The organism is Sphingopyxis sp. PET50, from assembly GCF_025244705.1.
In the GTDB taxonomy this organism is placed as follows: Bacteria; Pseudomonadota; Alphaproteobacteria; order Sphingomonadales; family Sphingomonadaceae; genus Sphingopyxis.
Map to the genome: position 1 here is coordinate 204465 of NZ_CP104207.1, position 24662 is coordinate 229126.

The 24662-nt window shown below is 66.1% G+C and carries 18 protein-coding genes and 5 pseudogenes; 16 read left to right on the plus strand and 7 right to left on the minus strand.

All coding sequences use genetic code 11. From position 1 onward, the window contains the following. The first annotated feature begins 74 nt into the window (after window positions 1-74). The 4 genes from N0A20_RS01205 to N0A20_RS01220 all read left to right on the plus strand — a co-directional run bounded on the left by N0A20_RS01205 (window position 75) and on the right by N0A20_RS01220 (window position 3300). Complete coding sequence (locus tag N0A20_RS01205; protein WP_260582218.1) at window positions 75-2261, plus strand: EAL domain-containing protein; 2187 nt, start codon at window positions 75-77, stop codon at window positions 2259-2261. A 65-nt stretch (window positions 2262-2326) separates the two neighbouring features. After that, the gene (locus tag N0A20_RS01210) at window positions 2327-2800 is read left to right on the plus strand and encodes a tetratricopeptide repeat protein (RefSeq protein WP_260582219.1); all 474 of its coding nucleotides are present in this window, start codon (window positions 2327-2329) and stop codon (window positions 2798-2800) included. Window positions 2801-2823: 23 nt separating this feature from the next. Next, window positions 2824-3090 (plus strand): SEL1-like repeat protein, encoded by a 267-nt coding sequence (locus N0A20_RS01215; protein WP_260582221.1) that lies wholly within the window; start codon window positions 2824-2826, stop codon window positions 3088-3090. Window positions 3091-3156: 66 nt separating this feature from the next. Then, on the plus strand, window positions 3157-3300 hold the full coding sequence (locus N0A20_RS01220; protein ID WP_260582222.1) for a hypothetical protein: 144 nt from the start codon (window positions 3157-3159) through the stop codon (window positions 3298-3300). 35 nt (window positions 3301-3335) lie between these two features. Here the strand turns inward: N0A20_RS01220 and N0A20_RS01225 are convergent, their stop codons facing one another. Continuing rightward, window positions 3336-4226 (minus strand): IS1 family transposase, encoded by an 891-nt coding sequence (locus N0A20_RS01225; protein ID WP_260582223.1) that lies wholly within the window; start codon window positions 4224-4226, stop codon window positions 3336-3338. Between the two features lie 190 nt (window positions 4227-4416). Here N0A20_RS01225 and N0A20_RS01230 point away from each other — a divergent pair, with 190 nt between their 5' ends. Continuing rightward, on the plus strand, window positions 4417-5946 hold the full coding sequence (locus N0A20_RS01230) for an ATP-dependent nuclease (protein WP_260582224.1): 1530 nt from the start codon (window positions 4417-4419) through the stop codon (window positions 5944-5946). Between the two features lie 446 nt (window positions 5947-6392). Continuing rightward, a complete protein-coding gene (gene tgt, locus N0A20_RS01235) occupies window positions 6393-7529 on the plus strand; it encodes a tRNA guanosine(34) transglycosylase Tgt (protein ID WP_260582225.1) in 1137 nt (378 codons plus the stop codon). A 2-nt stretch (window positions 7530-7531) separates the two neighbouring features. Here the strand turns inward: tgt and N0A20_RS01240 are convergent, their stop codons facing one another. After that, entirely contained in the window at window positions 7532-7621 is a 90-nt protein-coding gene (locus N0A20_RS01240) for a NepR family anti-sigma factor (RefSeq protein ID WP_260582226.1), read from the minus strand. Window positions 7622-7902: 281 nt separating this feature from the next. On the opposite strand from N0A20_RS01240, the pseudogene N0A20_RS20405 reads away from it, so the two are divergent. From N0A20_RS20405 to xth, 8 genes and pseudogenes are all read left to right on the plus strand, one after another. Next, window positions 7903-8025 (plus strand): annotated as a pseudogene (locus N0A20_RS20405) (response regulator); the annotation flags it as partial. A gap of 91 nt (window positions 8026-8116) precedes the next feature. Then, window positions 8117-8698, plus strand: a complete 582-nt coding sequence (locus N0A20_RS01245; RefSeq protein WP_312846585.1) for a response regulator — start codon at window positions 8117-8119, stop codon at window positions 8696-8698. A gap of 54 nt (window positions 8699-8752) precedes the next feature. Continuing rightward, a pseudogene (locus N0A20_RS01250) lies at window positions 8753-11448 on the plus strand (bifunctional [glutamine synthetase] adenylyltransferase/[glutamine synthetase]-adenylyl-L-tyrosine phosphorylase). Further along, window positions 11445-11910: pseudogene (locus N0A20_RS01255) on the plus strand (peroxiredoxin). The pseudogenes N0A20_RS01250 and N0A20_RS01255 overlap by 4 nt, the downstream one beginning before the upstream one ends. 151 nt (window positions 11911-12061) lie before the next feature. Next, entirely contained in the window at window positions 12062-12853 is a 792-nt protein-coding gene (locus N0A20_RS01260) for a ferritin-like domain-containing protein (protein WP_260582227.1), read from the plus strand. A gap of 131 nt (window positions 12854-12984) precedes the next feature. Then, entirely contained in the window at window positions 12985-13668 is a 684-nt protein-coding gene (locus N0A20_RS01265; protein WP_260582228.1) for a M23 family metallopeptidase, read from the plus strand. 414 nt (window positions 13669-14082) lie between these two features. Then, window positions 14083-14424: an iron-sulfur cluster insertion protein ErpA gene (gene erpA / locus N0A20_RS01270; RefSeq protein WP_260582230.1), complete on the plus strand. Its 342-nt coding sequence runs from the start codon at window positions 14083-14085 to the stop codon at window positions 14422-14424. A 110-nt stretch (window positions 14425-14534) separates the two neighbouring features. Continuing rightward, window positions 14535-15314, plus strand: a complete 780-nt coding sequence (xth, locus tag N0A20_RS01275; protein WP_260582232.1) for an exodeoxyribonuclease III — start codon at window positions 14535-14537, stop codon at window positions 15312-15314. A gap of 226 nt (window positions 15315-15540) precedes the next feature. Here xth and acs read toward each other — a convergent pair. Beyond that, window positions 15541-17497: pseudogene (gene acs / locus N0A20_RS01280) on the minus strand (acetate--CoA ligase); the annotation flags it as partial. Between the two features lie 97 nt (window positions 17498-17594). Here acs and N0A20_RS01285 point away from each other — a divergent pair. After that, window positions 17595-19094 carry an aldehyde dehydrogenase family protein gene (locus N0A20_RS01285; RefSeq protein ID WP_260582234.1) on the plus strand — a complete coding sequence of 500 codons (1500 nt, stop codon included), beginning with the start codon at window positions 17595-17597 and terminating at the stop codon, window positions 19092-19094. A 138-nt stretch (window positions 19095-19232) separates the two neighbouring features. Here N0A20_RS01285 and N0A20_RS01290 read toward each other — a convergent pair whose 3' ends face one another. The 4 genes from N0A20_RS01290 to N0A20_RS01305 form a co-directional block, all read right to left on the minus strand. Continuing rightward, window positions 19233-20735, minus strand: a complete 1503-nt coding sequence (locus N0A20_RS01290; protein WP_260582235.1) for an acetyl-CoA acetyltransferase — start codon at window positions 20733-20735, stop codon at window positions 19233-19235. Between the two features lies 1 nt (window position 20736). Continuing rightward, a complete protein-coding gene (locus N0A20_RS01295; RefSeq protein ID WP_260582236.1) occupies window positions 20737-21540 on the minus strand; it encodes an enoyl-CoA hydratase-related protein in 804 nt (267 codons plus the stop codon). A 160-nt stretch (window positions 21541-21700) separates the two neighbouring features. Next, complete coding sequence (gene fsa / locus N0A20_RS01300) at window positions 21701-22351, minus strand: fructose-6-phosphate aldolase (RefSeq protein WP_260582237.1); 651 nt, start codon at window positions 22349-22351, stop codon at window positions 21701-21703. 114 nt (window positions 22352-22465) lie between these two features. After that, window positions 22466-23149 (minus strand): DUF4197 domain-containing protein, encoded by a 684-nt coding sequence (locus N0A20_RS01305; RefSeq protein ID WP_260582238.1) that lies wholly within the window; start codon window positions 23147-23149, stop codon window positions 22466-22468. A 55-nt stretch (window positions 23150-23204) separates the two neighbouring features. On the opposite strand from N0A20_RS01305, the pseudogene radA reads away from it, so the two are divergent. After that, window positions 23205-24565: pseudogene (gene radA / locus N0A20_RS01310) on the plus strand (DNA repair protein RadA). Window positions 24566-24662 lie beyond the last annotated feature (97 nt).

The following is a 24662-nucleotide window of genomic DNA, read 5'->3' on the forward strand; positions in this document are numbered from 1 at the left end:
CGGCGCATTTACCGATTCGCAAGGCATTTCCGGCAAATCCCCTTCATCGGTGGGGACCAGCACGATGACGCATCATGAGTAATCCGGCACCGCGTCCGGACGGCCAGGGGGGACAAGCGGTGCCAGACGGCGGCGGGCGCGGATTTTTGGGCAAGATCGGCGCCCGCATGGCGCCGCCGCGGCCCGAGGCCGCCCCGAGCATCCACACCCGCGAAGCCTTGCTGCTGCTCCGGAATTACGAGGAAAGCGGCCAGGGCTGGTTCTGGTCGACCGACGCGGAAGGCCGCCTGACCTATATCACCCAATATGTCGCCGAGCAGATGGGGCGCACCGCCGCCGCGCTGATCGGCGCGAGCTTCAGCGACCTGTTCCTGCCCGTCGACAGCCACGGTGAGCGCCAGCGCACCTTGCCCTTCCTGCTCACCAAACAGTCGAAGTTCGACGAACTGCCGCTCCGCAGCGCCTTCGAGGGTGATCGCTGGTGGGCGGTGTCCGGGCGCCCGCATTTCGATGGCGGCGGCCGGTTCACCGGCTACCGCGGCAGCGGCACCGACATCACGCAGCAGCGCCAGTCGGCCGAGGACGCCTCGCGGCTGGCGATGTATGATTCGCTGACCGGGCTCGCCAACCGCTTCAACATCTCGAAAAAGCTCGACACCACGCTCGCCGCCTTCTCGCAGCAACACCGGTCGTGCGCGATCATGCTGCTAGACCTCGATCGCTTCAAGCAGGTCAACGATACGCTCGGCCATCCCGCTGGGGACGCGCTGCTCAAACAGGTCGCGGAGCGGCTGCTCAAGATCGTCGGCGACAAGGAAATGGTCAGCCGGCTCGGCGGCGACGAATTCCAGATCCTCCTGCCCGACGTCGAAGACCGCGGCAAATTGGGCGACATGGCCGCCGACATCATCGCCAGCCTGTCGCAGCCCTATTCGGTCGAGGGCAGCCGCTGCATCATCGGCGCGTCGGTCGGCGTAGCGATCAGCCCCTTCGACGGGATGACCAGCGACGACCTGGTGCGCAACGCGGACCTGGCGCTCTATGCCGCCAAGGGCAACGGCCGCGGGCGCTTCCGCTTCTATTCGAGCGATCTCCACCAGTCGGCCGAGGACCGCCGCGCGCTCGAAGAGGATTTGCGCGACGCGCTGGCGCGGGGCGAGATGGAATTGTCGTACCAGCCCGTCGTCAATGCCAAGACCGATACGGTGACCGGGATGGAAGCGCTGGTGCGCTGGACGCATCCGGAGCGCGGGCCGATTTCGCCGTCGCTGTTCATCCCGATCGCCGAGGAAACCAACCTCATCTGGGCGCTCGGCGAATGGGTGCTCCGCAAGGCGACCGAGGATGCCGCGGCCTGGCCCGGCCAGATGCGCGTCGCGGTCAATGTCTCGCCGATCCAGTTCGCCAATGCCGAACTGCCGAAGATCGTGACCCACGCGCTCGCCGCCAGCGGGCTGCCTCCCGAGCAGCTCGAGCTCGAAATCACCGAAAGCGTCTTCCTCGGCGATTCGGCCGAGACGAGCCATATGTTCAAGGCGCTGAAGGCGATCGGCGTGCGCCTCGCGCTCGACGATTTCGGGACGGGCTATTCGTCGCTCGGTTATCTGCAGTCGGCGCCGTTCGACAAGATCAAGATCGACCAGAGCTTCGTCCGCGGGGCGACCGAGCCGGGGTCGCGCAACGGCGCGATCATCGCCGCGATCGTCGCGCTGGCCGAGGCGCTGGAGATGGAAACGACCGCGGAGGGCATCGAATCGCTCGACCAGCTCGATCTGATCCGCAAGCTCAACGTCAGCCATGTCCAAGGCTATGTGTACAGCAAGCCGGTGTCGAACGGCGAATTGCTGGGCCATGCCGAATCGGGCAGCTGGACGATCAAGCCGACCGGCCCGGCCCGCCAGCGCAACGACCGGTTCCAGATGTTCCGCAAGGTCGGGGCGATCCACGACAACCACCGCTACGCCGTAGTGATGCGCAACCTGTCGGCGACCGGCGCCTTCATCGAAGGTATTCAGGACGTGCCGCTGGGGACCCAGTTCGTGATCGATTTCGGCGAGGGCCAGCTGGTGACCGCGACCGTGCGCCGCTCGAAGCAGCATCAGCAGGGCATCCAGTTCGAAACCCCGCTGGTCAGCGACGGCAATGGCGGCCTGTGCACGCGCCATCGTGTGTCGCCCTATCTGATCGCCGCCGCCGCGCAGCAATCGGGCGGGCTGTCGTTGCCGATGTTCACCACGACGAGCGACTGGACGGGGAAATAGGGGCGCCGCGCGAAGGCGATTTCTCCATCTGGCGCTTTGCCCAACATGCTGCCACAACGCGCGGCATGATCGACATCCGTCCTATCAAGATAGTCGCGGCGATGGGCTTGGCGTGGACCATGCTGACCGCCGCATCGGCCCCTGCATCGACCGGCGAGCAGATCGCCGACCTGCTCGATGCGAACAAGCCGATCGAGGCTTTTGCGCTGGCGCAGGAGAAGGCGGGCGAGGGCGATCCCGAGGCGCAGTTCGCCCTTGGCTGGTTCTATGACAGCGGCCAGCATATCACTGCCGACAAAGCCAGGGCCGCCGCCTATTATCGCAAATGCGCCGACCAGGGGCTGAGCCAGTGCCAGTGGCGGCTGGGCGTCATGTACGACATCGGCGAGGGCGTGGAGGCCGATCCGAAGGCGGCGTTCGACTGGATTGCCAAGGCAGCAGTGCAGAAGAATGCCGAGCGCGCAATCGAGCCTCGCGGTCATGTACGCAACCGGTCATGGCACGCCGGTCGACTATGCCAAGGCGATGGAGGCCTATAAGGCGGCCGCCGCCGCGCGGCGAGATGGCGGGCTTTTACGGCGTCGCCGTGCTCTATCTCGAAGGGCAGGGGGTTCCGAAAAACGGCGAAGAGGCGGCCGCCTGGTTCTCGGTCGGCGCCGCGGTCGGCGACGAACAGGCCAAGGCGGTGTCCGACCTGCTGCTCAAGGATCAGAAGACCGAGGTGCTCGATCGCGTCGCCGCGCGGGCGACCGAAATCTATTCCGAATATGTCCGGCCGGTGCAGCCGCTGCCCGTGCGTCCCGCGGAGACGCCCGCCGACGCGCCCTGAAACGCAGCCGCCGGAACCCGATCGCCCGCCGATCCGTTCCACCGCCGGACAACGACGGAGACGATCATGGCGGAAGCAAGGATTTTCGACCGGCTGAAGGCCGACCACGACCGGCATCGCGAATTGCTCGATCGGATCGACGAGGAAGAGCCGAAGGAAAAGGCGAAGGCCGCGGCAGAGGAGCCTTCGAGCGAGGGCGCGCGGGAGTAGCGGGTTTCGGGCGGAAGCGGATGTTAGGTAGTGGGTCAGTTTGAAATCTGACCCTGCTTTTTATACGGGCCGCGCTTTCCGGGCTTAGCTTCCGCCTGTTCGACCAGCTTTGCAATGTCGGCAATTTCCCAAAGCCGATCCGTCACGCCAGCGGCCATCGCCGGGGTGACGCGAAGCGTCTTATGGATGCGGACGAAATTATAGTACATCATGTGGAGCGCCACCGCGTGGGCGTGATTTTCGACCTTCTTTGAGAAGGCGTTGGTCAGGCGGGTGAAGCGGCGCATGTGCATCCGCATGGTCAGGTTCTGGCGCTCGACATAGCTGGTCGAGACGTGCGCCTCATCCGGGTTGCCCTCGACGCGGCGCTTGCGGATGCCAGTGCATTCGGCGGGGCTGTAGCGGACTTCGCTGCCTTTACCGCCTTCGCTGCCATAGAGCTTCACGAGCTGCGCGTAATCGACATCGCAGCCGAACGCACCTTCGACCGCTTCGAGATAGGCGCGGTGGCCGTCGCTGGTCAGTTGAACGCGGTTGGCGACGCGCGAAGCCAGATCATCCATGAACCACATGGCATATTCGGCATCGCGCCCGCCAACGAGGTAGGACAGGATCATCTTGCTATCGGCGTCGATGGCAGTCCACGTCCAAGTATCACCAGCGTTCGCCGGAGCGGCTTTGGCGTCGGCGACGTTCTTCTGCTTGGCGTATGTGAACGACCAGATTTCATCCACCTGAACGCGGGCGGCCTTCACATCACGGACGTAAGCATCGTGGTAGGCGGCGCAAGCCTTCCCGGCGTCAATAAGCAGCTTGGCGACGGTGTTCTTGCTGGCCCCGGTCAGCCGGGTGATGGCGCGGATGCTCATACCCTCGCAAAGAAGGTGGAGGATTTTGGCACGGTCGTCATTTGAGAGCCTGTTCATAGTCAGTGTAATGCAATCGGTTCTCCTAATTGTCAAGTATAAAGGTCATTTTGAAGGCAGGGACTATGGGGTCACTACCGGGACACTCTTGCATATTGCGGATATTTGTGCAATTAAATGGCCATTGTCCCGGTTTTGAAGGGGCACCATTGCCGGACTTGCCCGGTTTTGAAGCATTCGGAGAACCGCCATGAGCAATAGCCGAGAGATGCGCCGGTTGGTGGCCAAGTGGCAGCAAAACACCGGCTGGCCGAAGCGTCTGGATTGGATCGAGATTGACGGCATTCGTGGCTGGGACGGCCAAAGAATCCCGTTCAATTTTCCTATCGTAGCAATCGTTGGTGAAAATGGATCGGGTAAGAGCACCATTCTTCAATCTGCTGCGGCGGTGTATCAGCCCAACGACGATACCAAGGACAAAGGGTGGTTTGCGTCCGACTTTCTGCCGAAAACCATCTGGGAAGATGTCCGCAATGGCGAGATCGGCTATTCCATTCGAGAAGGCGATGCGTCCAAAACTAGCACTGTTCGGAAACCAGGTGATCGGTGGAGGGGGAACCCCGAGCGCCCGAAGCGGAAGGTCGATTATATCGATCTAAGGCGTATCCAGCCTATCGTCGCCCGGACAGGCTATTCAAAGTTGGCCAAAGACGCGACGAAAGAAATGTCAGCGGCAAATTTCGACAAGGAACGCCTAAACCGACTGAGCCAAATCATGGGGCGGCAATTCAGCGCGACGCGCATGGCGTTGACCGATGCCGACAACAACAGGATCGTCCCCGTTTTCAGCGACGGCGATAAGACTTACTCCGGATACCACTCTGGCGCTGGCCAGATGACCGTCGCCGATCTCCTGCGCGTCGATCCCGAGAAGTATAGCCTTCTTCTGATCGACGAGATTGAAACGTCGCTTCACCCTCGTGCCCAACGCCGTCTAATTCGCGATCTCGCGGAGCTGTGCCGCGAGCGTGACATGCAAATTATTGTGACCACACACTCGCCATATGTGCTTGCTGAACTGCCATTGGAGGCGCGTGTCTATTTGATGCAAGGCCAGTCTGGTCGCCACGTAATGACGGGAGTAAGCCCCGAATTTGCGATGACTCGGATGGACGAATACCCCCATCCCGAGTGCGAATTATATGTCGAGGATAGCCGCTCGGAGACGTTGCTGCGCGAGATTATCGTCGCCCACTCGAAGGGGCTAATCGAGCGATGCTCAATGATACCATTCGGCATGGCAAGTGTAGGCCGCACGCTCGGAATTATGGTGTCGCAAGGTCGCTTCCCGAGGCCATCGCACGTGTTCTTGGACGGCGACCAGTCGGATGCGCCCGGATGCTCATTGCTCCCCGGTGGAGACGCGCCGGAGCGCGTCGTCTTTGGCGATTTGCAGAGTTACGCTTGGGGCAAGTTGCGCGATAGGGTTGGGCGCCCTTACGCCGAAGTGGCTGACGCTTGCATCAAGTCAATGTCGCTGACAGACCATCACGATTGGGTGAACGCCGCAGCCAGCAAGCTCACCCTGCCCGGTGAAACGCTCTGGCAAGCCATGTGCGCGGAATGGGCGACGACAATTTTACCGGCAGACGTAGCGAAACCGATTGTGCAATTGATCGGCGACCTTTTGCTGGCGCAGCCTACCCCTGTTTCTTCGCCCACCGTGCGGTTGCCGCTTTTTGAGCGATCTGTTGACGCTTTTGAGGACTCAGCGCGTTAGCCCGCGCCTCGCCGCCCTTAAGCCCACCGGCCCGACCTTTTGAGGGAGCGGGCGGCGTTTCCTCAATTTCGCCGGTAGCGATGTCCGTGATTAGCTTTGCAAGCTGGTTCGGGTCGCGCGGGCGCTTTGGCGTTTTTTCGGTCATGCCCTACATATAGCGCGGTCGGTCGGATTTTCACCGGGCAATTTCAAACTGACCCACTACCGGATGTTATTCTCCCCTCCCGCAGGCAGGAGGGGTTGGGGGTGGGCAGCGGCGTCGCGATAGCCCACCCCGCTGCGACTAACGAACAAGTTCGTAAGTCTCGCTGCCCCTCCCGCTTGCGGGAGGGGAAACCGGTTCATTCCTCAAATGGCTGCTCCCCACCCCAATCCTGTCATTGCAACATCATCGCCGACCACCCCCGCCTCGACATTCCCGCCGACCCCGGCCATAGGCGCGCGCCATGACCGACAGATTCGCCTTTTCGGTGGCCGCGACCGATGGCGCCGCGCGCACCGGCACGATCCGCATGATGCGCGGCGATATCCGCACGCCCGCCTTCATGCCCGTCGGCACCGCCGCGACGGTGAAGGCGATGCGCCCCGCAGAGGTCCGCGCGACGGGCGCCGACATCATCCTCGGCAATACCTATCACCTGATGCTGCGCCCGACCGCGGAACGCATGGACCGGCTCGGCGGCCTCCACCGATTCATGGGCTGGGACCACCCGATCCTGACCGACAGCGGCGGCTATCAGGTGATGAGCCTGTCGGCGCTGACCAAGCAGAGCGAAGAGGGGGTTGCGTTCAAGAGTCACCTCGACGGGTCGCGCCACATGCTGACCCCCGAACGCTCGATGGAAATCCAGCGCCTGCTCGGCAGCGACATCGTCATGGCGTTCGACGAATGCCCGCCCAACGGCGTCGATGCCAAGCGGGCGGAGGCGAGCATGGAGCGGTCGATGCGCTGGGCGGCGCGCAGCCGCGCGGGCTTCGACGCGGGCGAGGACCATGCGGCGCGCGCGGCCTTGTTCGGCATCCAGCAGGGCTCGCTCGACGAAAAGCTGCGCGCCCGCTCGGCGGCGGCGCTCACCGACATCGGTTTCGACGGCTATGCGATCGGCGGCCTCGCCGTCGGCGAGGGGCAGGCGGCGATGTTCGGCGTGCTCGACTATGCGCCGGGCCAGCTTCCCGCCGACCGCCCGCGCTATCTGATGGGGGTGGGCAAGCCCGACGACCTGGTCGGCGCGGTCGCGCGCGGGGTCGATATGTTCGATTGCGTGCTGCCGACGCGCTCGGGGCGCAACGGACAGGCCTTTACCTGGAACGGCCCGGTCAACATCCGCAACGCCGGCCATGCCGAGGATCAGGCGCCGCTCGACGAAGGCTGCGATTGCCCCGTCTGCACGACCTGGACGCGCGCCTATCTCCACCATCTGGTGCGCGCGGGCGAGATGCTGGGCGCGATGCTGATGACGCAGCACAATCTGCATTTCTATCAGGCGCTGATGCAGGCGATGCGCGACGCGATCGCGGGCGGCCGCTTCGCCACCTTCCAGTCGGATTTCGAGGATCGCTATCGCCGCGGCGCGGCGCGCTGACGTCAGTTCAGCTTGTTGAGCAGGTCCAGCATCGAATCGGGAATCGTCTCGTCGATCGCGGACTCATAGGCGCGGCGCAGGGCGATGTTCACATCCTGCACCTTCCTGGGTCGTTTCTTTTCCCCGTCTTTTCCGGTTGGCTTCTGCGAAGAGGAACCGGACTCAGACGACATTATCGTGATATCCAATGGACATGGGGCCCGTAGCTAACCGCGCCGTGAGCAAAGCGCAATGGCGCGTTTCTTCTTCCCCATGAAACCAATTTGCCGTTAGATCGTTCCACGTCCGCGCAATAATATCGGAGGCAGGCGGAGCTTTTCCCCTTTTTGCGCGGGTTTCAAAGCAGGCGCCGACCTGTATCAGGAGGTACACTATGTCACTGGGTCAGGCGATCGCGCCGCATCTTCCCTATCTGCGCCGGTACGGCCGCGCGATTTCGGGGAGCCAGCAGAGCGGCGATGCGCTGGTCGCGGGCCTGTTGCAGACGCTGGTGGGCAATCCGGGAGCGGTCGATGCCAGCGCCGACCTGCGCATCCAGCTCTATCGCATGGTCCACGATCATTTCGGCCTGAGCGCCGGGCAGCCGCATGAGCGCCGACGAGCCCGTCGCGGCCGATATCGCGATCGCCGACGCGCGGCTGCGCCGCATTCCGTCGCTCGCGCGCCAGGCCTTGCTGCTGACCGCGGTCGAGGGCTTCAGCGAAGAGGATGCCGGACGCATCATCGGCCGCGACGCCGCGACGGTGCATGGGCTGATCGACGAGGCGATGGCCGAGATCGACCGCCAGACGCGCGCGCGCATCCTGATCATCGAGGACGAGCCGATCATCGCGATGGATATCGAGATGATCGTGCGCGACCTGGGGCACGAGGTCGTCGCGGTCGCGACGACGCATAGCGAGGCGGTCGCCGAGGCACAGACGCACAAACCCGGCCTGGTGCTCGCCGACATCCAGCTCGCCGACAACAGTTCGGGGATCGAGGCGGTGCAGGAAATCCTGGCCGACGTGAAGGTGCCGGTCATCTTCATCACCGCTTTCCCCGAACGGCTGCTGACCGGCGACCGGCCCGAGCCGGCCTTCCTGCTGACCAAGCCGTACCAGCCGGCGACCTTGCGCGCGGCGATCGCGCAGGTGCTGTTCTTCGACGAAAGCACGGTTCCGGCGTAGTTTCAGCGAGCTTTGGGTTGCGGCCTTGGCTCGTGCGGGCGATAGCGCCGCTCGATGACGTCCCAACGCCAATCCGCGCTCGCTCGCCTGACCGCCAACGCGCCCTTTCTGGCACGCCTCGCCGAGTTGCATCCCGATGATGTGACGCGCTTCCTGACCGACGGCACCGACGCCGCGCTGGCGGCGGTGACCGCGCCGCCGGTCGACGACGACATCATGGCGACCCTGCGCCACTGGCGCGGGCGGACCGCGCTGCTGCTCGCGCTCGGCGACCTGTCGGGCGAGCATGATGTCGCGACGACCACCCGGCTGCTGTCGGATTTCGCCGATGCCGCCTGCGATGCCGCGCTCGCCGCCGCCTTTGCCGAGCGCACCCCCGACGAGGAACCGCGCGGGCTGGCGGTGATCGCGCTCGGCAAGCTCGGCAGCCACGAACTCAACTATTCGTCGGACATCGACCCGATCCTGATCTTCGACCCCGAAACGATGCCGCGGCGCCAGCGCGACGACCCGACCGAGGCGGCGGTGCGGATTGCGCGGCGCATGTGCGAAATATTGTCGGCGCGCACGGCGAACGGCCATGTGCTGCGCGTCGACCTGCGGCTGCGCCCGCACCCCGAGGTGACGCCGATCGTCCTGCCCGTCGATGCGGCGATCTCTTATTACGAGTCCGAAGCGCTGGCGTGGGAGCAGGCCGCCTTTATCCGCAGCCGCGCCTCGGCGGGCGACCGCGCGCTGGGCGGCGAATTCCTGGCGGCGATCCAGCCCTTCATCTGGCGCCGCAGCCTCGATTTCCGCCAGCTCAAGGAAATCGGCGCGATGAGCGACCGGATTCGCGACCATTTCGCGCAGGGGCAGGCCTTCGGTCCCGGCTACGACCTCAAGCGCGGGCGCGGCGGCATTCGCGAGATCGAATTTTTCGCGCAGGTCCATCAGCTCATCTATGGCGGGCGCGACCCCTTGCTGCGCGTGCCGGCGACGGTCGATGCGCTCGCGGCGCTGGCGCAGGCGGGGCGGATCGACGCCGATGTCGCGGCGCACCTGACCGGCCATTACGCGGTGCTGCGCCGGATCGAGCACCGGCTGCAGATGATCGAGGACCAGCAGACGCATGGCCTGCCGGTCCAGCCCGCCGCGCTCGACGCGGTGGCGCGGCTCGACGGACATCAGGACGGCGCGGCGCTGCTCGCGATGCTCGAGCCCGTCACCGCCGATGTCGCCGCCTGTTACGACCGGCTCGTTCACGAGCGCGCGGCGACGAGCGGACTGCCGCGCGAAGCGGGCGAACTGGCGGGCGCGCTGATGGCGGCAGGGTTCGAGCCTCCCGATGCGGCGCTGCGCACGATCGCCGAATGGCGCGGCGGCAAGCTGCGCGCGTTGCGCAGCCCCGCCGCGCTTGACGCGCTCGAAACGGTGCTGCCCGGACTGGTGGGGGCGCTGGGCGCGGCGCCCGATCCCGATGTGGCGCTGACGCGCTTCGACAAATTGGTCTCCGGGCTGCCGAGCGCGATCAATTTTTTCATCTGCTCGCGGCGCAGCCCGAACTGGCGAAGGTGGCGGTGCGCGTGCTGACGCTCGCCCCGGCGCTGGCCGAGGCGCTCGGCGCGCGGGTCGAACTGATCGAGGGGCTGATCGACAAGCGTGCCTTTGAGGCACCCGCGACCAAGGCGGAGCTTTTGTCGGAATGGGCGCCGGGGCTGGCGGGGCTCGATTATGAGCGGCTGCTCGACCGCGTGCGCGACCGCGTCGGCGAAAGGCGCTTTGCCTATGGCGTCCAACTGATCGCCGGGGTCGGCGATCCGATGACGGTCGCCTGCGGTTATTCGGAACTGGCAGAGGCGGCGCTGCAGGTGCTCGCCGACGCGACGGTCGCCGAATATGTCCAGGCGCATGGCCGCGTGCCCGACAGCGAGCTTGTCGTCCTCGCGCTCGGGCGGCTCGGCGGACGCGCGCTGACGCACGCCTCCGACCTCGACCTCATTTACCTCTTTACCGGCGACCATCTCGCCGAATCCGACGGGCCGCGGCCGCTCGGCGCGACGACCTATTACAACCGGCTGGCACAGCGGCTGACCGCGGCGATGTCGGTGCCGACCGCGGCGGGCAAGCTGTACGAGGTCGACACGCGGCTGCGGCCGCAAGGGGCGCAGGGGCCGCTCGTCGTGACGCTCGACAGCTTCGAACGCTATCAGCGCGAGGAGGCGTGGACGTGGGAGCATATGGCGCTGCTCCGCGCGCGGCCGGTCTATGGTTCGGACCGCGCGCGCGGCGCGGTGCAGCACATCATCGACGCCTTGCTTGCGATCCCCCGCGATCCCGTGAAACTGTCTCAGGACGCCGCCGAAATGCGCGCCAGGATAGCGGCGCACAAACCGCCGCAGGGACCGCTCGACATCAAGGGCGGATTCGGCGGGCTCGTCGATCTGGAATTCGCGATGCAGGTGACGCAGCTTGCCAGCGGGCGCTGCCACGATCCCAATCTCGGCTCGGCGCTCGCCTGCCTGAAGGTCGAGGGGCTGGCGCCACCGGAGATTTGCGACGCGTACGCCCTGCTCGCGCGGATGCTCGTCATGCTGCGCCTGACCGCGCCCGAAGGCGAGCCCGCGACGCCCGCCGCGCGGCAACTGGTCGCCAGCCAGTGCGGCGAGCCGGGCTGGCCGCAACTGCTTGCCGCGCACGATACGGCGCGGCAGGAGATCGCGAACTGGTGGGCGTCGATTCGCCCCGATCAGCAGGAGAAAGAGCCATGACGCTTGCCATCGGTGATGCCATTCCGGCGGTGACCTTGCTCGACGCCGACGGCGCGGCGATCGACCTTGCGGCGCTGGGGCGCGCGCCGCTGATCGTCTATTTCTATCCCAAGGCCGACACGCCGGGCTGCACCGTCGAGGCGCAGGATTTCACGCGGCTGGCGCCCGAATTCGCCAAACTGGACACGCAAGTGCTGGCGGTGTCGCGCGATGCGCTCGGCAAAGCTCTGCAAGTTCCGCGACAAGTATGGGCTGACCGTGCGCCTCGCCTCCGACGAGGAAGGCACGGTGTGCGAAGCCTTCGGCACCTGGGTCGAGAAGCAGAATTATGGCCGCACCTATATGGGGATCGAACGATCGACCTTCCTGTTCGGCGCCGACGGCAAGCTGGCAAAGGAATGGCGCAAGGTGCGCGTGAAGGGCCATGCCGAGGCGGTGCTGGAGGCAGCGAGGGCGCTGTAATGTTTGCGACCTCCTTTTTCCGTTCGCGTCGAGCGAAGTCGAGACGCCGTGCTGGACCGAGGGGCGTCTCGACTTCGGCCAAGGGGCCGAAGTTTATCCTGAGCGCCTGCAAGGCAGTCGAAGGGCTCGACGCGAACGGGATAGGAAAGCTGTGATCACCTTGGGCGAAGCCGCGCGGGCGGTGCTGCTGACCGCCGACCCGCACGCCAAAAGGCGCGCGGCGCGCGAACTGGCGCGGGCGTGGCGGCGCGGCGATCTCGCGTGCCGCTGCGATGTCGCCATGCCCGACCAGCCGGCGTGGCCCGCCGCTCCCGAGCTGCTGCCGCCGAACCGGATGCCGCGCCGCCGCAAGGGCGGGTCGGAACGCGGGCGGATCGCGATGCTGCACGCGCTCGCGCATATCGAATTCGTCGCGATCGACCTCGCGGTCGATCTGGTCGGGCGTTTCGGGGGCGAATTTCCGCGCGGCTTCGTCGACGACTGGATCGGCGTCGCGGCGGACGAGGCGATGCATTTCGCGCTGCTCGACCGGCGGCTGCGTGCGCTGGGCAGCCATTATGGCGCACTGCTGGCGCATGCCGGGCTCTGGGAGGCGGCGCAGGAGACGAGCGACGACGCGCTCGCGCGGCTGGCGATCGTGCCGATGGTGCTCGAGGCGCGCGGGCTCGACGTGACGCCGGCGATGATCGAGCGGTTCGAGGCGGTCGGCGATACGGCGTCCGCGGCGATCCTGCGGCGCATCTATCGCGACGAAATCCGTCATGTGACCGCGGGCACAGACTGGTTCAACTGGGCGTGCGAGAAGTGGGGATTCGTACCGGCGTTAACCTGGCAAAGCCTCGTAAAATCGCGATTTCGCGGGTCGCTGAAGCCTCCGTTCAACGACTCGGCGCGCCGTGACGCCGGTTTAACGCAAGAATACTACGCCGTTATTGCTTCGTAACGATTGACCCCGCAGACAGGCTCGCGGGCGGATGATCAATCATCCAGAGCAGACTAAACCGGCACCGATGGTGTGGAGACATCGTCGGTGACAAGGCAGATGCGGGGTCGTAAGTGATTAACACTCTTCTGGTGCAAAAGTTTCGTTTCGGACTGATTTTTTGCGCCACTGCGCTGATGGGCTTTACCGCCCCGGCGGTCCAGGCCGCCGAAACCAGCGCCGATGCGGGCATCGTCGTTCCCGACGAACCCGATGACGACAGCTTCACCGCCGGGGTTCCGTCTCCCAATGAAGACAGCGAAGCGCGCGCGATTTTCCAGGCATGGAAGCGCCTCGATACCGGCCTGACCGCGACCCTCGGCATATCCGTTCCGTCGCGCGTGCCGATCCAGAACATGTCGCTTTCGTCCACCTATGGCATGCGCGTCCACCCGATCACCGGCAAGGTCGCGCGCCACAACGGCATCGACATTCCCGCGCCGCACGGCACCCCCATCTATGCCACCGCCGACGGCATCGTCGGCCGCGCCCAGCGCCTCGGCGGCTACGGCAATTATGTCGAGATCGAGCATGGCAACGCGATCCAGACGCGCTACGGCCATATGTCCGCCTATAATGTCGTCCCCGGCCAACGGGTGCTGAAGGGCGACGTCATCGGTTATGTCGGCTCGACCGGCCGTTCGACCGGCAACCACCTCCATTATGAAGTCCGCATCGAGGGCTCCCCGGTCAATCCGATGCCCTTCTGCCGCCAGGATTCGATGGCGATCGCGGCGATCACCGGCGACAAGGCCGCGATGGGCGGTCCAGAATAACAGACTTTTCCGGGTCGGAGAGGAGGGGCGCCCAACGGTCGATCCGGGGCGCCCTTTTCGTTTGGCGATGCTGTTTTTTGCAAACGCGGGACGGGAATGGCTGGTATCGGGCGGAAGCGGTCGCAAGCGATCCTCCCCCAACGGGGGAGGGGGACCACCCGAAGGGTGGTGGAGGGGTACAGGATGTCCAAGCCGCGCCAGACCTCAATGCCCTCGGTTCCGGACGAATCTGTGCTGCGCTACCTCACCGGCAAGGCAAACCGCCTGTACCCCTCCACCAGCTTCGCTGGTCCCCCTCCCCGTTCCGGGGAGGATCGGCAACGTCCGCCTTCCACCTCAAAACCGCTGCCGCCCGCGCCATGGCAATCGCGACAACCCCCTTCCATTCGCGCGGACACGCCCTATCTTGATGCCATGGCCACGCAGCTTTCCGACATCACCCTGTCCCCCGCCGCCGCGGCGCGCGTCCGCTGGATCGCGCAGCGCAACGGAGAAGCCGAGGCCGCGTTGCGGCTTGCGGTCGATGGCGGCGGCTGTTCGGGCTTCACCTATCGCTTCGGCCTCGCCGAAGGGATCGACGCCGACGACATCGTTACCGAGACCGACGGGGTGAAGCTGGTTGTCGACAGCATCAGCATCGACCTGGTGCGCGGCTGCACCGTCGATTTCGTCGATTCGCTCGGCGGATCGTCGTTCAAGGTCGAAAATCCCAACGCCGCCTCGGGCTGCGGCTGCGGGTCGAGCTTCTCGATCTGATCTCCAAACTCCGTTCGTGCTGAGCTTGTCGAAGCACCGTCCTTCTTTTACGCTGAAGAGCAGAACGGCCCTTCGACAAGCTCAGGGCGAACGGAAAGAGATGGCGTTTCGTGCCCCTTAAGATCGCGACCTTCAACATCAACGGCATCAAGGCGCGGCTGCCGCGCCTCATCGAATGGCTGGAAGAGACCCAGCCCGATATCGCCTGCCTGCAGGAGCTGAAATCGAGCGACGAGACGATCCCGACGAAGGAGATCGAGGCGGCGGGTTACGGCTTCCTCTATCATGGGCAAAAGGGTTTCAACGGCGTCGCGATCCTCGCCAGGGGGGCCGATCCGGTCGAGGTGCAGCGTGGACTCGACGGCGAGGCCGAGGATGAGCAGTCGCGCTATCTGGAGGCCGACGTCGATGGTCTGCGCGTCGGGTGCATCTATCTTCCCAACGGCAATCCGCATCCGGGGCCGAAATTCGACTACAAGCTGCGCTGGATGGCGCGGCTGCGCGAGCGGGCGAAGGCGCTGCTCGCCGCCGAAATCCCGACGATCCTGACCGGCGACTACAATGTCATCCCGCACGACGACGATGTGTGGGACCCCCACGGGCCGATGGCGAGCGACGCGCTGATGCAGCCCGAATCGCGCGATGCCTGGTTCCGCATCCTCGGCGACGGCTGGACCGACGCGCTGCGCAGCCGTCATCCGGTGGGCGGTGTCTGGACCTTCTGGGATTATCAGGCGGGCGCGTGGCAGCGCGACCATGGGTTCCGCATCGACCATCTGCTGCTCAGCCCCGCGCTCGCCGACCGGCTGGTCGACGCGGGCGTCGACAAGGACCATCGCGGGCGCGAAAAGGCCAGCGACCATGCGCCGACCTGGGCGGTGCTGGCCTGAGCCTGCTGTCCAGACCGCGCCCGGCGCTCGATCAGGTCGAGGCGCGCATCCTCGCGATGCCGCGGGGGCATGGGGCTTAATTTAATTGATCCGGCCACCCTCACCCTTCCCACCGGCTTTGTCGGCGGGCCCCTTCCCTCTCCCGGGGGGAGAGGGAGGGAGGCGCGAAGCGCCGGGAGGGTGAGGGTCGACAGCGTGAACCAAATTTTGGTTTGCGTTACCGGTTCTTCCGTCCCTCGATCAGCCCATCGACCAGACTGGGGTCGGCAAGCGTCGAGGTATCCCCGAGCGACCCGAAATCATTCTCCGCAATCTTGCGCAGGATGCGGCGCATGATCTTGCCGCTGCGGGTCTTGGGCAGGCCGGGCGTCAGGTGGATATGGTCGGGCGTCGCGATCGGACCGATTTCCTTGCGCACCTGCTGCTTGAGCGCGGCGGCGACCTCCTCGGTCGGCTCGACCCCCGCGTTCAAGGTGACATAGGCATAGATGCCCTGACCCTTGATGTCGTGCGGGAAGCCGACCACCGCCGCCTCTGCGACATCCTCGTGCAGCACCAGCGCGCTTTCGACCTCGGCGGTGCCCATGCGGTGGCCCGAGACGTTGATGACGTCGTCCACCCGCCCGGTGATCCGCCAGTATCCGTCGGCGTCGCGGCGGCAGCCGTCGCCGGTGAAATATTTGCCCTTGTAGGTCGAGAAATAGGTCTGGATGAAGCGCTCGTGGTCGCCATAGACGGTCCGCGCCTGCCCCGGCCAGCTGTGGGTGATGCAGAGATTGCCCTCGGCCGCGCCGCCGCTCTGTTCGTCGACCAGCACGCCGCCTTCCGCATCCACCAGCTGGGGGCGGACGCCGAAGAAGGGGCGTCCCGCGCTGCCCGGCTGCATCGGGTGCGCGCCGGGGAGCGTCGTGATCATGATGCCGCCGGTTTCGGTCTGCCACCAGGTGTCGATCACGGGAACGCGGCCCTTGCCGACGGTCTGGTGATACCAGCGCCACGCCTCGGGATTGATCGGCTCGCCGACGCTGCCGAGCAGGCGGATCGACGACAGGTCGTGGCGCGTCACATAATCGTCGCCCTCGCGCATCAGCGCGCGGATCGCGGTCGGCGCGGTGTAGAGGATGTTGACCTGATGCTTGTCGACGACCTGCCAGAAACGGTCGTGGTCGGGATAGTTGGGCACGCCTTCGAACATCAGGGTCGTCGCGCCGTTCTGGAGCGGGCCATAGACGACATAGCTGTGTCCCGTGACCCATCCGATGTCGGCGCTGCACCAGAATATCTCGCCGGGACGATAGTCGAAGCCGTACCAGAAGGTCGTCGCGGTCCAGACGCTGTAGCCGCCGACGGTGTGGAGCACGCCCTTCGGGCTGCCCGTCGAGCCCGAGGTATAGAGGATGAACAGCGGGTCCTCCGCGCCCATCGGCTCGCACGGGCATTGTTCGGGCACATCGACGGACAATGCGTCGTACCAATGGTCGCGGCCTTCCTTCATGCTCACCTCGCCGCCGGTGTGCGCGATGACGAGCACCGCCTTCACATCGACGCGCTCCAGCGCCTTGTCGACATTGGCCTTCAGGGGAACGACCTTGCCGCCGCGCAGCCCTTCGTCGGCGCAGATCACCCAGTCGCTCGCGCAATCCTCGATGCGGCCGTGGATCGCCTCGGGCGAGAAGCCGCCGAACACGACGCTGTGCACCGCGCCGATGCGCGCGCAGGCGAGCATCGCCACTGCGCCCTCGGGGATCATCGGCATATAGATGGTGACGCGGTCGCCCTTTTGGACGCCCATCTTCTTCAGCGTGTTCGCGAAGCGGACGACATCGGCCAGCAGCGCGGCATAGCTGATATGGCGCGTCTCGCCATCGGGGGCGTCGGGTTCGAAGATGATCGCGGTGCGCGTCCCATGGCCGAGCGGCGACATGGCGGTCGACGGCGTTGTGGCAGAGGTTGAGGACGCCGTCCTCATACCATTTGATTTCGACCGGATCGTAGGACCAGCCGCCGATCTTCGTCGGCGCCTCGATCCAGTCGATCCGCTTCGCCTGCTCGGCCCAGAAGCCGTCGGGGTCGGCGATGCTCTGCGCATAGAGCCGGTCATAGTCCGCGGGGGTACAATGGGTGTTCGCGGCGGCGTCGGCGGGAATGGGAACCAGCGGTTCGGAGGGGGACAGGTCGGACACGGCAATTCTCCCGCTTTCGATTTGACTCGGCTGACGGCTGCGATAACCCGCGAACCGCAAACTGCAAGGGCGCAGCCCCTATACGGAAGGATAGACGATGGCCGGGATCGGCGAAGAGGTCGGGCGCCTGCTCGACGGGCTGGGCGTGGATCGCGCAGCATGGACCGACGGGTCGATGCCCTCCTTGTCGCCGCTGACCGGCGAACAGGTCGCGACGGTGCGCGTCGCCGACGCGGTCGATATGGATGCAACGCTCGATCGTGCCACCGCCGCGTTCCGGGCATGGCGCACCGTCCCCGCCCCGCGGCGCGGCGAGCTGGTGCGGCTCTTCGGCGAGGAACTGCGCGCGGCGAAGGATGACCTCGCCAGGTTGGTGACGATCGAGGCGGGGAAGATCCTGTCGGAGGGCTCGGGCGAGGTGCAGGAGATGATCGACATCTGCGACTTCGCGGTCGGCCTTTCCCGCCAGCTCTATGGCCTGACCATCGCGACCGAACGGCCGGGGCACCGGATGATGGAGGTCTGGCATCCGCTCGGCGTCGTCGGGGTGATTTCGGCGTTCAACTTCCCGGTCGCGGTGTGGGCATGGAACGCGGCGCTCGCGCTCGTGTGCGGCAACAGCGTCGTGTGGAAACCGTCGGAAAAGACGCCGCTGACGGCGCTGGCGACGCAGGCGGTTTTCGAGCGTGCCGTCGCGCGCTTCGGTGGTGCGCCCGACGGCCTGTCGCAGATCCTGATCGGCGGACGCGAGGCGGGCGAGGCGCTGGTCGACGATGCGCGCGTCGCGCTGGTATCGGCGACGGGATCGACGCGCATGGGCCGCGCGGTCGCGCCGCGGCTGGCCGGGCGTTTCGCGCGCGCGATCCTCGAGCTCGGCGGCAACAATGGCGTGATCGTCGCGCCGTCGGCCGACCTCGACCTCGCGCTGCGTGGGGTCGCGTTCGGGGCGATGGGAACGGCGGGGCAGCGCTGCACGACGACGCGGCGCCTGTTCGTCCACGACAGCATCTACGACGGCTTCGTCGCGCGGCTGAGGGCGGCTTACGGCAGCGTGAGCGTCGGCAATCCGCTGGAGGGCGATGTGCTGGTCGGACCGCTGATCGACCGTGCGGCGTATGAGATGATGGCGGCGGCACTCGCGGCCGCGCAGCGCGAGGGCGGCGTCGTCCATGGCGGCGAGCGCGTCGGTGAGGGGGCGAGCTATTATGTCAAACCCGCACTGGTCGAAATGCCGGGGCAACTCGGGCCGGTGCTCGAAGAGACTTTCGCGCCGATCCTCTATGTCATGCGCTATGACGACCTCGATGCGGTGATCGACCTCCACAATGACGTTGCGGCAGGGCTGTCGTCGGCGATCTTTACGACCGACATGCGTGAGGCCGAGCGCTTCCTTGCCGCAAGCGACTGCGGGATCGCCAACGTCAATCTCGGCACTTCGGGCGCCGAGATCGGCGGCGCGTTTGGCGGCGAGAAGGAGACTGGGGGCGGGCGTGAAAGCGGATCGGACGCGTGGCGCCAATATATGCGGCGCGCGACGAACACGGTGAATTATTCGGACGCGCTGCCGCTGGCGCAGGGGGTTTCGTTCGAGATTTGACCCTCAAAATCCTCCCCGCCTGCGGGGAGGTGGCAGCGCGTCGCGCTGACGGAGGGGGGTGGCGTCATTAAGCGTTGCGTAAGGCCGAGAACCCCCTCCACCGCTTCGCGGTCCCCCTCCCCGCAAGCAGGGAGGATTTTAGGTGGCCCGCCAACCGAAGCCTTCGTCCAGCGGCACGATCCGCCCGGCCGTCCCCACCGGTTCCACCTTGCCGTCGGTCAGAAAGGCCAGCGTCGCCGCGTCGCCGACATCGACATGCGCCAGCGTGCGCTTTCCGTCGGGCGTGCGGGCGACCACGACGCCCGCCTTTGGCGTGCCGTCGCGGCCATAGAAGATGGTGTAGCTTTCGACTGTCGCCGGTCCCGCATAGTCCTTGACCAGTTCGGGGACCGGGCCGCGCTTTTCTTCGGCTTCGGCCTGATAGTCGAAATCCTGCGGGAAGCGCGCCGCCGCGATCGGTTCGCGACCCAGTACGATGCAATGATTGTCGGTCGCGAAGCCGCCGTTGGCGAAGAGGAAACCGTAACGGCCTTCCTTGCGCAATTTTTCGACCATCGAGACCACCGCGTGGCTCATATAATTGGCGATCGGGCCGCCGCCGAAGGTCAGGCCGCCGAACACGGTCGCGGGACGGTCCCACGGCCAGCCGAGGATGCGGCGCGCCATTTTCGGCACGCAGGGGAAGCAGCTGTAGAGTTCTACGCAGTCGAAATCCTCGACGGTCATGCCGTTGAGGTCCAGCGTGCGTGTGATCGACGTCTCCATGCTGACGCTGCCGTCATAGCGGTCGCGGTGGAGGATGCTGGCGGGCTCCTTCGCCGCGGCGCCCATGCCGACGTAGATCAGCCGCTCCTCGGCGATGCCGCGGTGGCGCGCTTCGGCGAGGCTCGTCACGATGAAACCCGCGCCCTGGTTCACCGACGAATTGGCGACCATCAGCTTCGAATAGGGAAAGGCGATCGGGCGGTTGCGTTCATCGACCCGGAGGATGTCCGCGGGCGAAGCGGGCTTCCTGATCCAGGCGCCGTCGTTCGCCGCCGCGACTTCGGAAAAGCGCGACCAGATTTCGGCGCTTTCGAACTGCGCTTCCTCGAGGCTCTGGCCCCAGGCGGCGCGCGTCGCATTTTCATAGAGCGGATAGACGTCGACCGGTGCCGACAGGCCATGGACCTGCGCATAATTGGGCTCGCGGCGGGTCGCGACCTGGCGGACGGCGTTGTAGCTCTTGTCCTCGCCGCTCGCGGCCTTGGCGGCACGGCCGGCGGCGGTGCGCAGCGCCTCGGCGCCGACGATGGCCGCCAGCTTCACCTCGCCCGCGCCGATACGGTTCGCCGCCTCGTTGAGCAGGCGGATCGGCGTGTCGCCGTGCGGGGCGTCGGACTGATAGCTGACCGCCGGGTTCGCGCCGATCGCCGCGGCGAGCGGTCCGGGCAGCTTGCCGAGGCTGTGAAAGCTGATCTGGTCGACGATCGCGAGGCTGTCGATCCCGGTCAGCGAGACGCCGGCATCCTCGGCCGCGACCTCCAGCGCCGCGACCATCAGGCCGAGCGAATCGAGCCCTTGATCCGGGTCCTCCGGCCGGTCGTTGACCTGTCCGACGCCGATAATGACGGGAATGCGCTCGGGATCGGTCATCACCATCTCAGCGCGCCTTCCATTCGGGCTTGCGCTTCTCGGCGAAGGCACGCGGGCCCTCGCGGGCGTCTTCGCTTGCCATTAATTTCGTACGCTCACGCCTGTTGTCGTCCCAATGCGCGTCGTCGCCGGCGATCGCGCCATCGACGATACGCAGCGCGACGCGCTTCGACGCCTGCACCGACAGCGGCGCGTTGCCCGCGATCTTTTCGGCGAGCGCCAGCGCGGTCGACATCAGCTCGGCCAGCGGCACGACGCGGTTGGCGAAGCCATAGCGGAGCGCCGTGGCGGCGTCGAAGGGATCGCCGGTCAGCAGATGCTCCATCGCCAGCTTTTGCGGCAATTGCTTGACGATGCGAAAGGCGCCGCCCGCCGCGGCGAACAGCCCGACCTTGACCTCGGGCAGGCCGAATTGCGCGTTTTCCGCAGCGACGATCAGGTCGCACATCAGCGCGAGTTCGCAGCCGCCGCCGAAAGCGAAGCCGTTGACTGCGCCGATGATCGGCTTGGAAATCGGATGCGCGGCATAGCCGCCGAAGCCCCACGCCTGCTGGGTCTTGTCGTCGGGCGCCAGATTCTCGCCACGCGACAGCGCGACGAGGTCGGCGCCGGCGCAAAAAGCCTTGTCGCCCGCGCCGGTGATCACGACGGCGCGGACTTCGGGGTCGTTTTCGGCTTCTTCGAGCGCGGTGCCGATGCCGGCATGGACCGCGGCATTGACCGCGTTGCGGGCCTCGGGGCGGTTGATCGTGACGATCAGGACATGGCCCCGGCGCTCGGTCAGGACGGCGGGGGCGGCGGTGTCGGTCATCGAATCTCTCCCTTTGTCGCGGGAGAGTATCGGCGCGGGTTGACGTTTACGTCAACTGCTAACCGTCGCCCCCCGCGCAGGCGGGGGGCCGCCGTCGGTTTACGCAGCGGCGAAGAGCAAGGCCGACAACGGCCCCCGCCTGCGCGGGGGCGACGTCTCCTTAAATCGACTGCCCGGTCTTCGCCCAGTCGGCGAGGAAGCCTTCGATGCCCTTTTCGGTCAGGACATGCTTGAACAATCCCTTGATGACCGAGGGCGGCGCGGTCATCACGTCGGCGCCGATCTTGGCGGCTTCGAGCACATGGATGCCGTGGCGGACGCTCGCGACGAGGATTTCGGTTGCGAAACCGTAATTGTCGTAGATCAGGCGGATGTCCGAAATCAGCTGCATCCCGTCGAAGCCATTGTCGTCGTGGCGGCCGACGAAGGGCGAAACGAAGGTGGCGCCGGCCTTGGCCGCGAGCAGCGCCTGCGTCGCGGAGAAGCAGAGGGTGACATTGACCATCGTGCCGTCGCCGGTCAGCGCCTTGCACGTCTTGAGCCCGTCGATCGTCAGCGGCACCTTGATGCAGACATTGTCGGCGATGCGGCGGAGGATTTCGGCCTCCTTCATCATCGTCTCATGGTCGAGCGCGACGACCTCGGCCGAGACGGGGCCGTCGACCAGCGCGCAAATCTCCTTCGTCACTTCCTTGAAGTCGCGGCCCGACTTGGCGATCAGCGACGGGTTGGTGGTGACACCGTCGAGCAGGCCGGTCGCGGCCAGTTCCTGGATGTCGGCGATTTCGGCGGTGTCGGCGAAGAATTTCATGGCGCTTGGGCTTCCTGTCGGGAGGGCGATTCGGTTGTGATCGCCCTAAAGCACGACGCGGCAAAACAGAACCATCGTCATTGCTTCGCTTCGCTCGCAATGACGAGATGGATCTTATCTCGCCAAACCGAACACGGCGGTCAACAGCGGGCTGCCGGTCTCGCGCGGATTGGCGCGGATCGCGGCTTCCTCATGACCGATCGCGCGATAGATGGCATCGTGGGTGCGGTCGCCGATGTCCTGCACCAGCCCGCGAAAATCGATGCCCGTCGCGGCGCGCAACGCTTCGGTCACCACCGCATTGTCGGCGAGGCGCAGCCCTTCGTCGATGCCGGGGAACATCGCGCCGACCAGGCTGCGGCCCATCGAGCGTTCGAGCAGGTCGGTCGCCGCGGTCGGGCCGCCGCGCACGATCGCGGCGGCGTCGGCGATGCTGATGGTCCGGATCGCGTCGGCGACGAGCGGTGCGGCGCGCTCGGCGCCTTTTGCCGCCGCGCTGTTGACCTGCCGCGTCAGCCGGGTCTTGAAGGCACCGGTCATCAGCACCTTCGAGACGATCGACGAGGCGCTGGCGCCGCCGAGCTGCGGCGGCAGGTCGATGCGCGCGACCTGGCTGTCGTAGAAGCCGTTCGGTTGGAGCAGCAGCGCGAAGGCGCGCTGCGACGACAGCGTCAGCAGCTCGCGGATCGCATCGCTCATGCTGAAGCCCGGCAGGCTCGCGCAGCCCGGCAGCGTCAGCAGGGGCGCGAGCGCGAGACCCGACAGCAGCATGCGGCGGTCGGTGATCAGGGCCGTCATCGTCATTCTCCCGAATCTAGTGGCGTTCCGCCTTTGTTCCTATTAAGCGGGCAACATGGCCAAAGCGAAGCGTCAATATGTCTGTCAGAATTGCGGCTCTGTCACCTATCGCTGGCAGGGACAATGCGCCGATTGCGGCGAATGGAACACGCTGGTCGAGGAAGCGGGCGAGACCGTCTTTTCGGCGAAGCACGACCTGAGCAGGGGCGGGCGCACGATCGCGCTCGAATCGCTCGATGCCGACAGCGTCATGCCCGAGCGCATGCTGTGCGGCATCGCCGAGTTCGACCGCGCGCTCGGCGGCGGTTTCGTCGCGGGGTCGGCGACGCTGATCGGCGGCGATCCGGGGATCGGCAAGTCGACCCTGCTGTTGCAGGCAGCGGGGCGGCTGGCGCTCGCGGGCCGGTCGGTCGTCTATATCAGCGGCGAGGAGGCGGCGGCGCAGGTGCGGCTGCGCGCGCAAAGGCTCGGCCTCGGCAAGGCGGCGGTGCAACTGGCGAGCGCGACATCGGTGCGCGACATATTGGCGACGCTGGGCGGCGGCGACCCCGATTTCGTCGTCATCGATTCGATCCAGACGATGCACAGCGACCTGATCGAGGGCGCGCCGGGCACGGTGAGCCAGGTGCGCGCCTCGGCGCAGGAACTGATCCGCTTCGCCAAGGACAGCGGTGCGGCGCTGGTGCTCGTCGGCCATGTCACCAAGGACGGGACGATCGCCGGGCCGCGCGTGCTCGAACATATGGTCGACACCGTGCTGGCGTTCGAGGGCGAGCGCAGCCATCAATATCGCATCCTGCGCGCGGTCAAGAACCGCTACGGCGGCACCGACGAGATCGGTGTGTTCGCGATGGGCGAGGGCGGGCTGGGCGAGGTCGCCAATCCGTCGAGCCTGTTCTTGACCGACCGCAGCTGCGATGTGCCCGGATCGGTGGTGTTTCCCGCATTGGAGGGCACAAGGCCGGTGCTGGTCGAGGTGCAGGCGCTGACCGTGCGGCTGGCGAGCGGCGCGACTCCCGAAGAGCGGTGGTCGGCTGGGACAGCGGACGGTTGGCGATGGTGCTCGCGGTGCTGGAGGCGCGCTGCGGGCTGCAGCTTGGCGGTGCGGAGGTCTATCTCAATATCGCGGGCGGATACCGGCTGACCGACCCCGCCGCCGATCTCGCGGTGGCGGCGGCGCTTATCTCCGCGTTCAGCGAGCGGCCGGTTCCGGCCGACGCGATCGTCTTTGGCGAACTGTCGCTCTCGGGCGAGGTGCGGCCGGTGGCGCACGACGGCCTGCGGCTGCGCGAGGCGGCGAAGCTCGGCTTTTCAACGGGCTGGGGGCCGAAGGGGATGAAGGGCGTCGGCGGTATTTCGGTCACCGGTTTCACCCGACTCGGCGAACTCGTTGACCTGATGCTGGGCCGTGACTAGATCGTCGCGCACCATCCTTTTCCGTTCGCCCTGAGCTTGTCGAAGGGCTGTTCTTTACTTTCGGCCTCGGAAGAAGAAGGACGGTGCTTCGACAGGC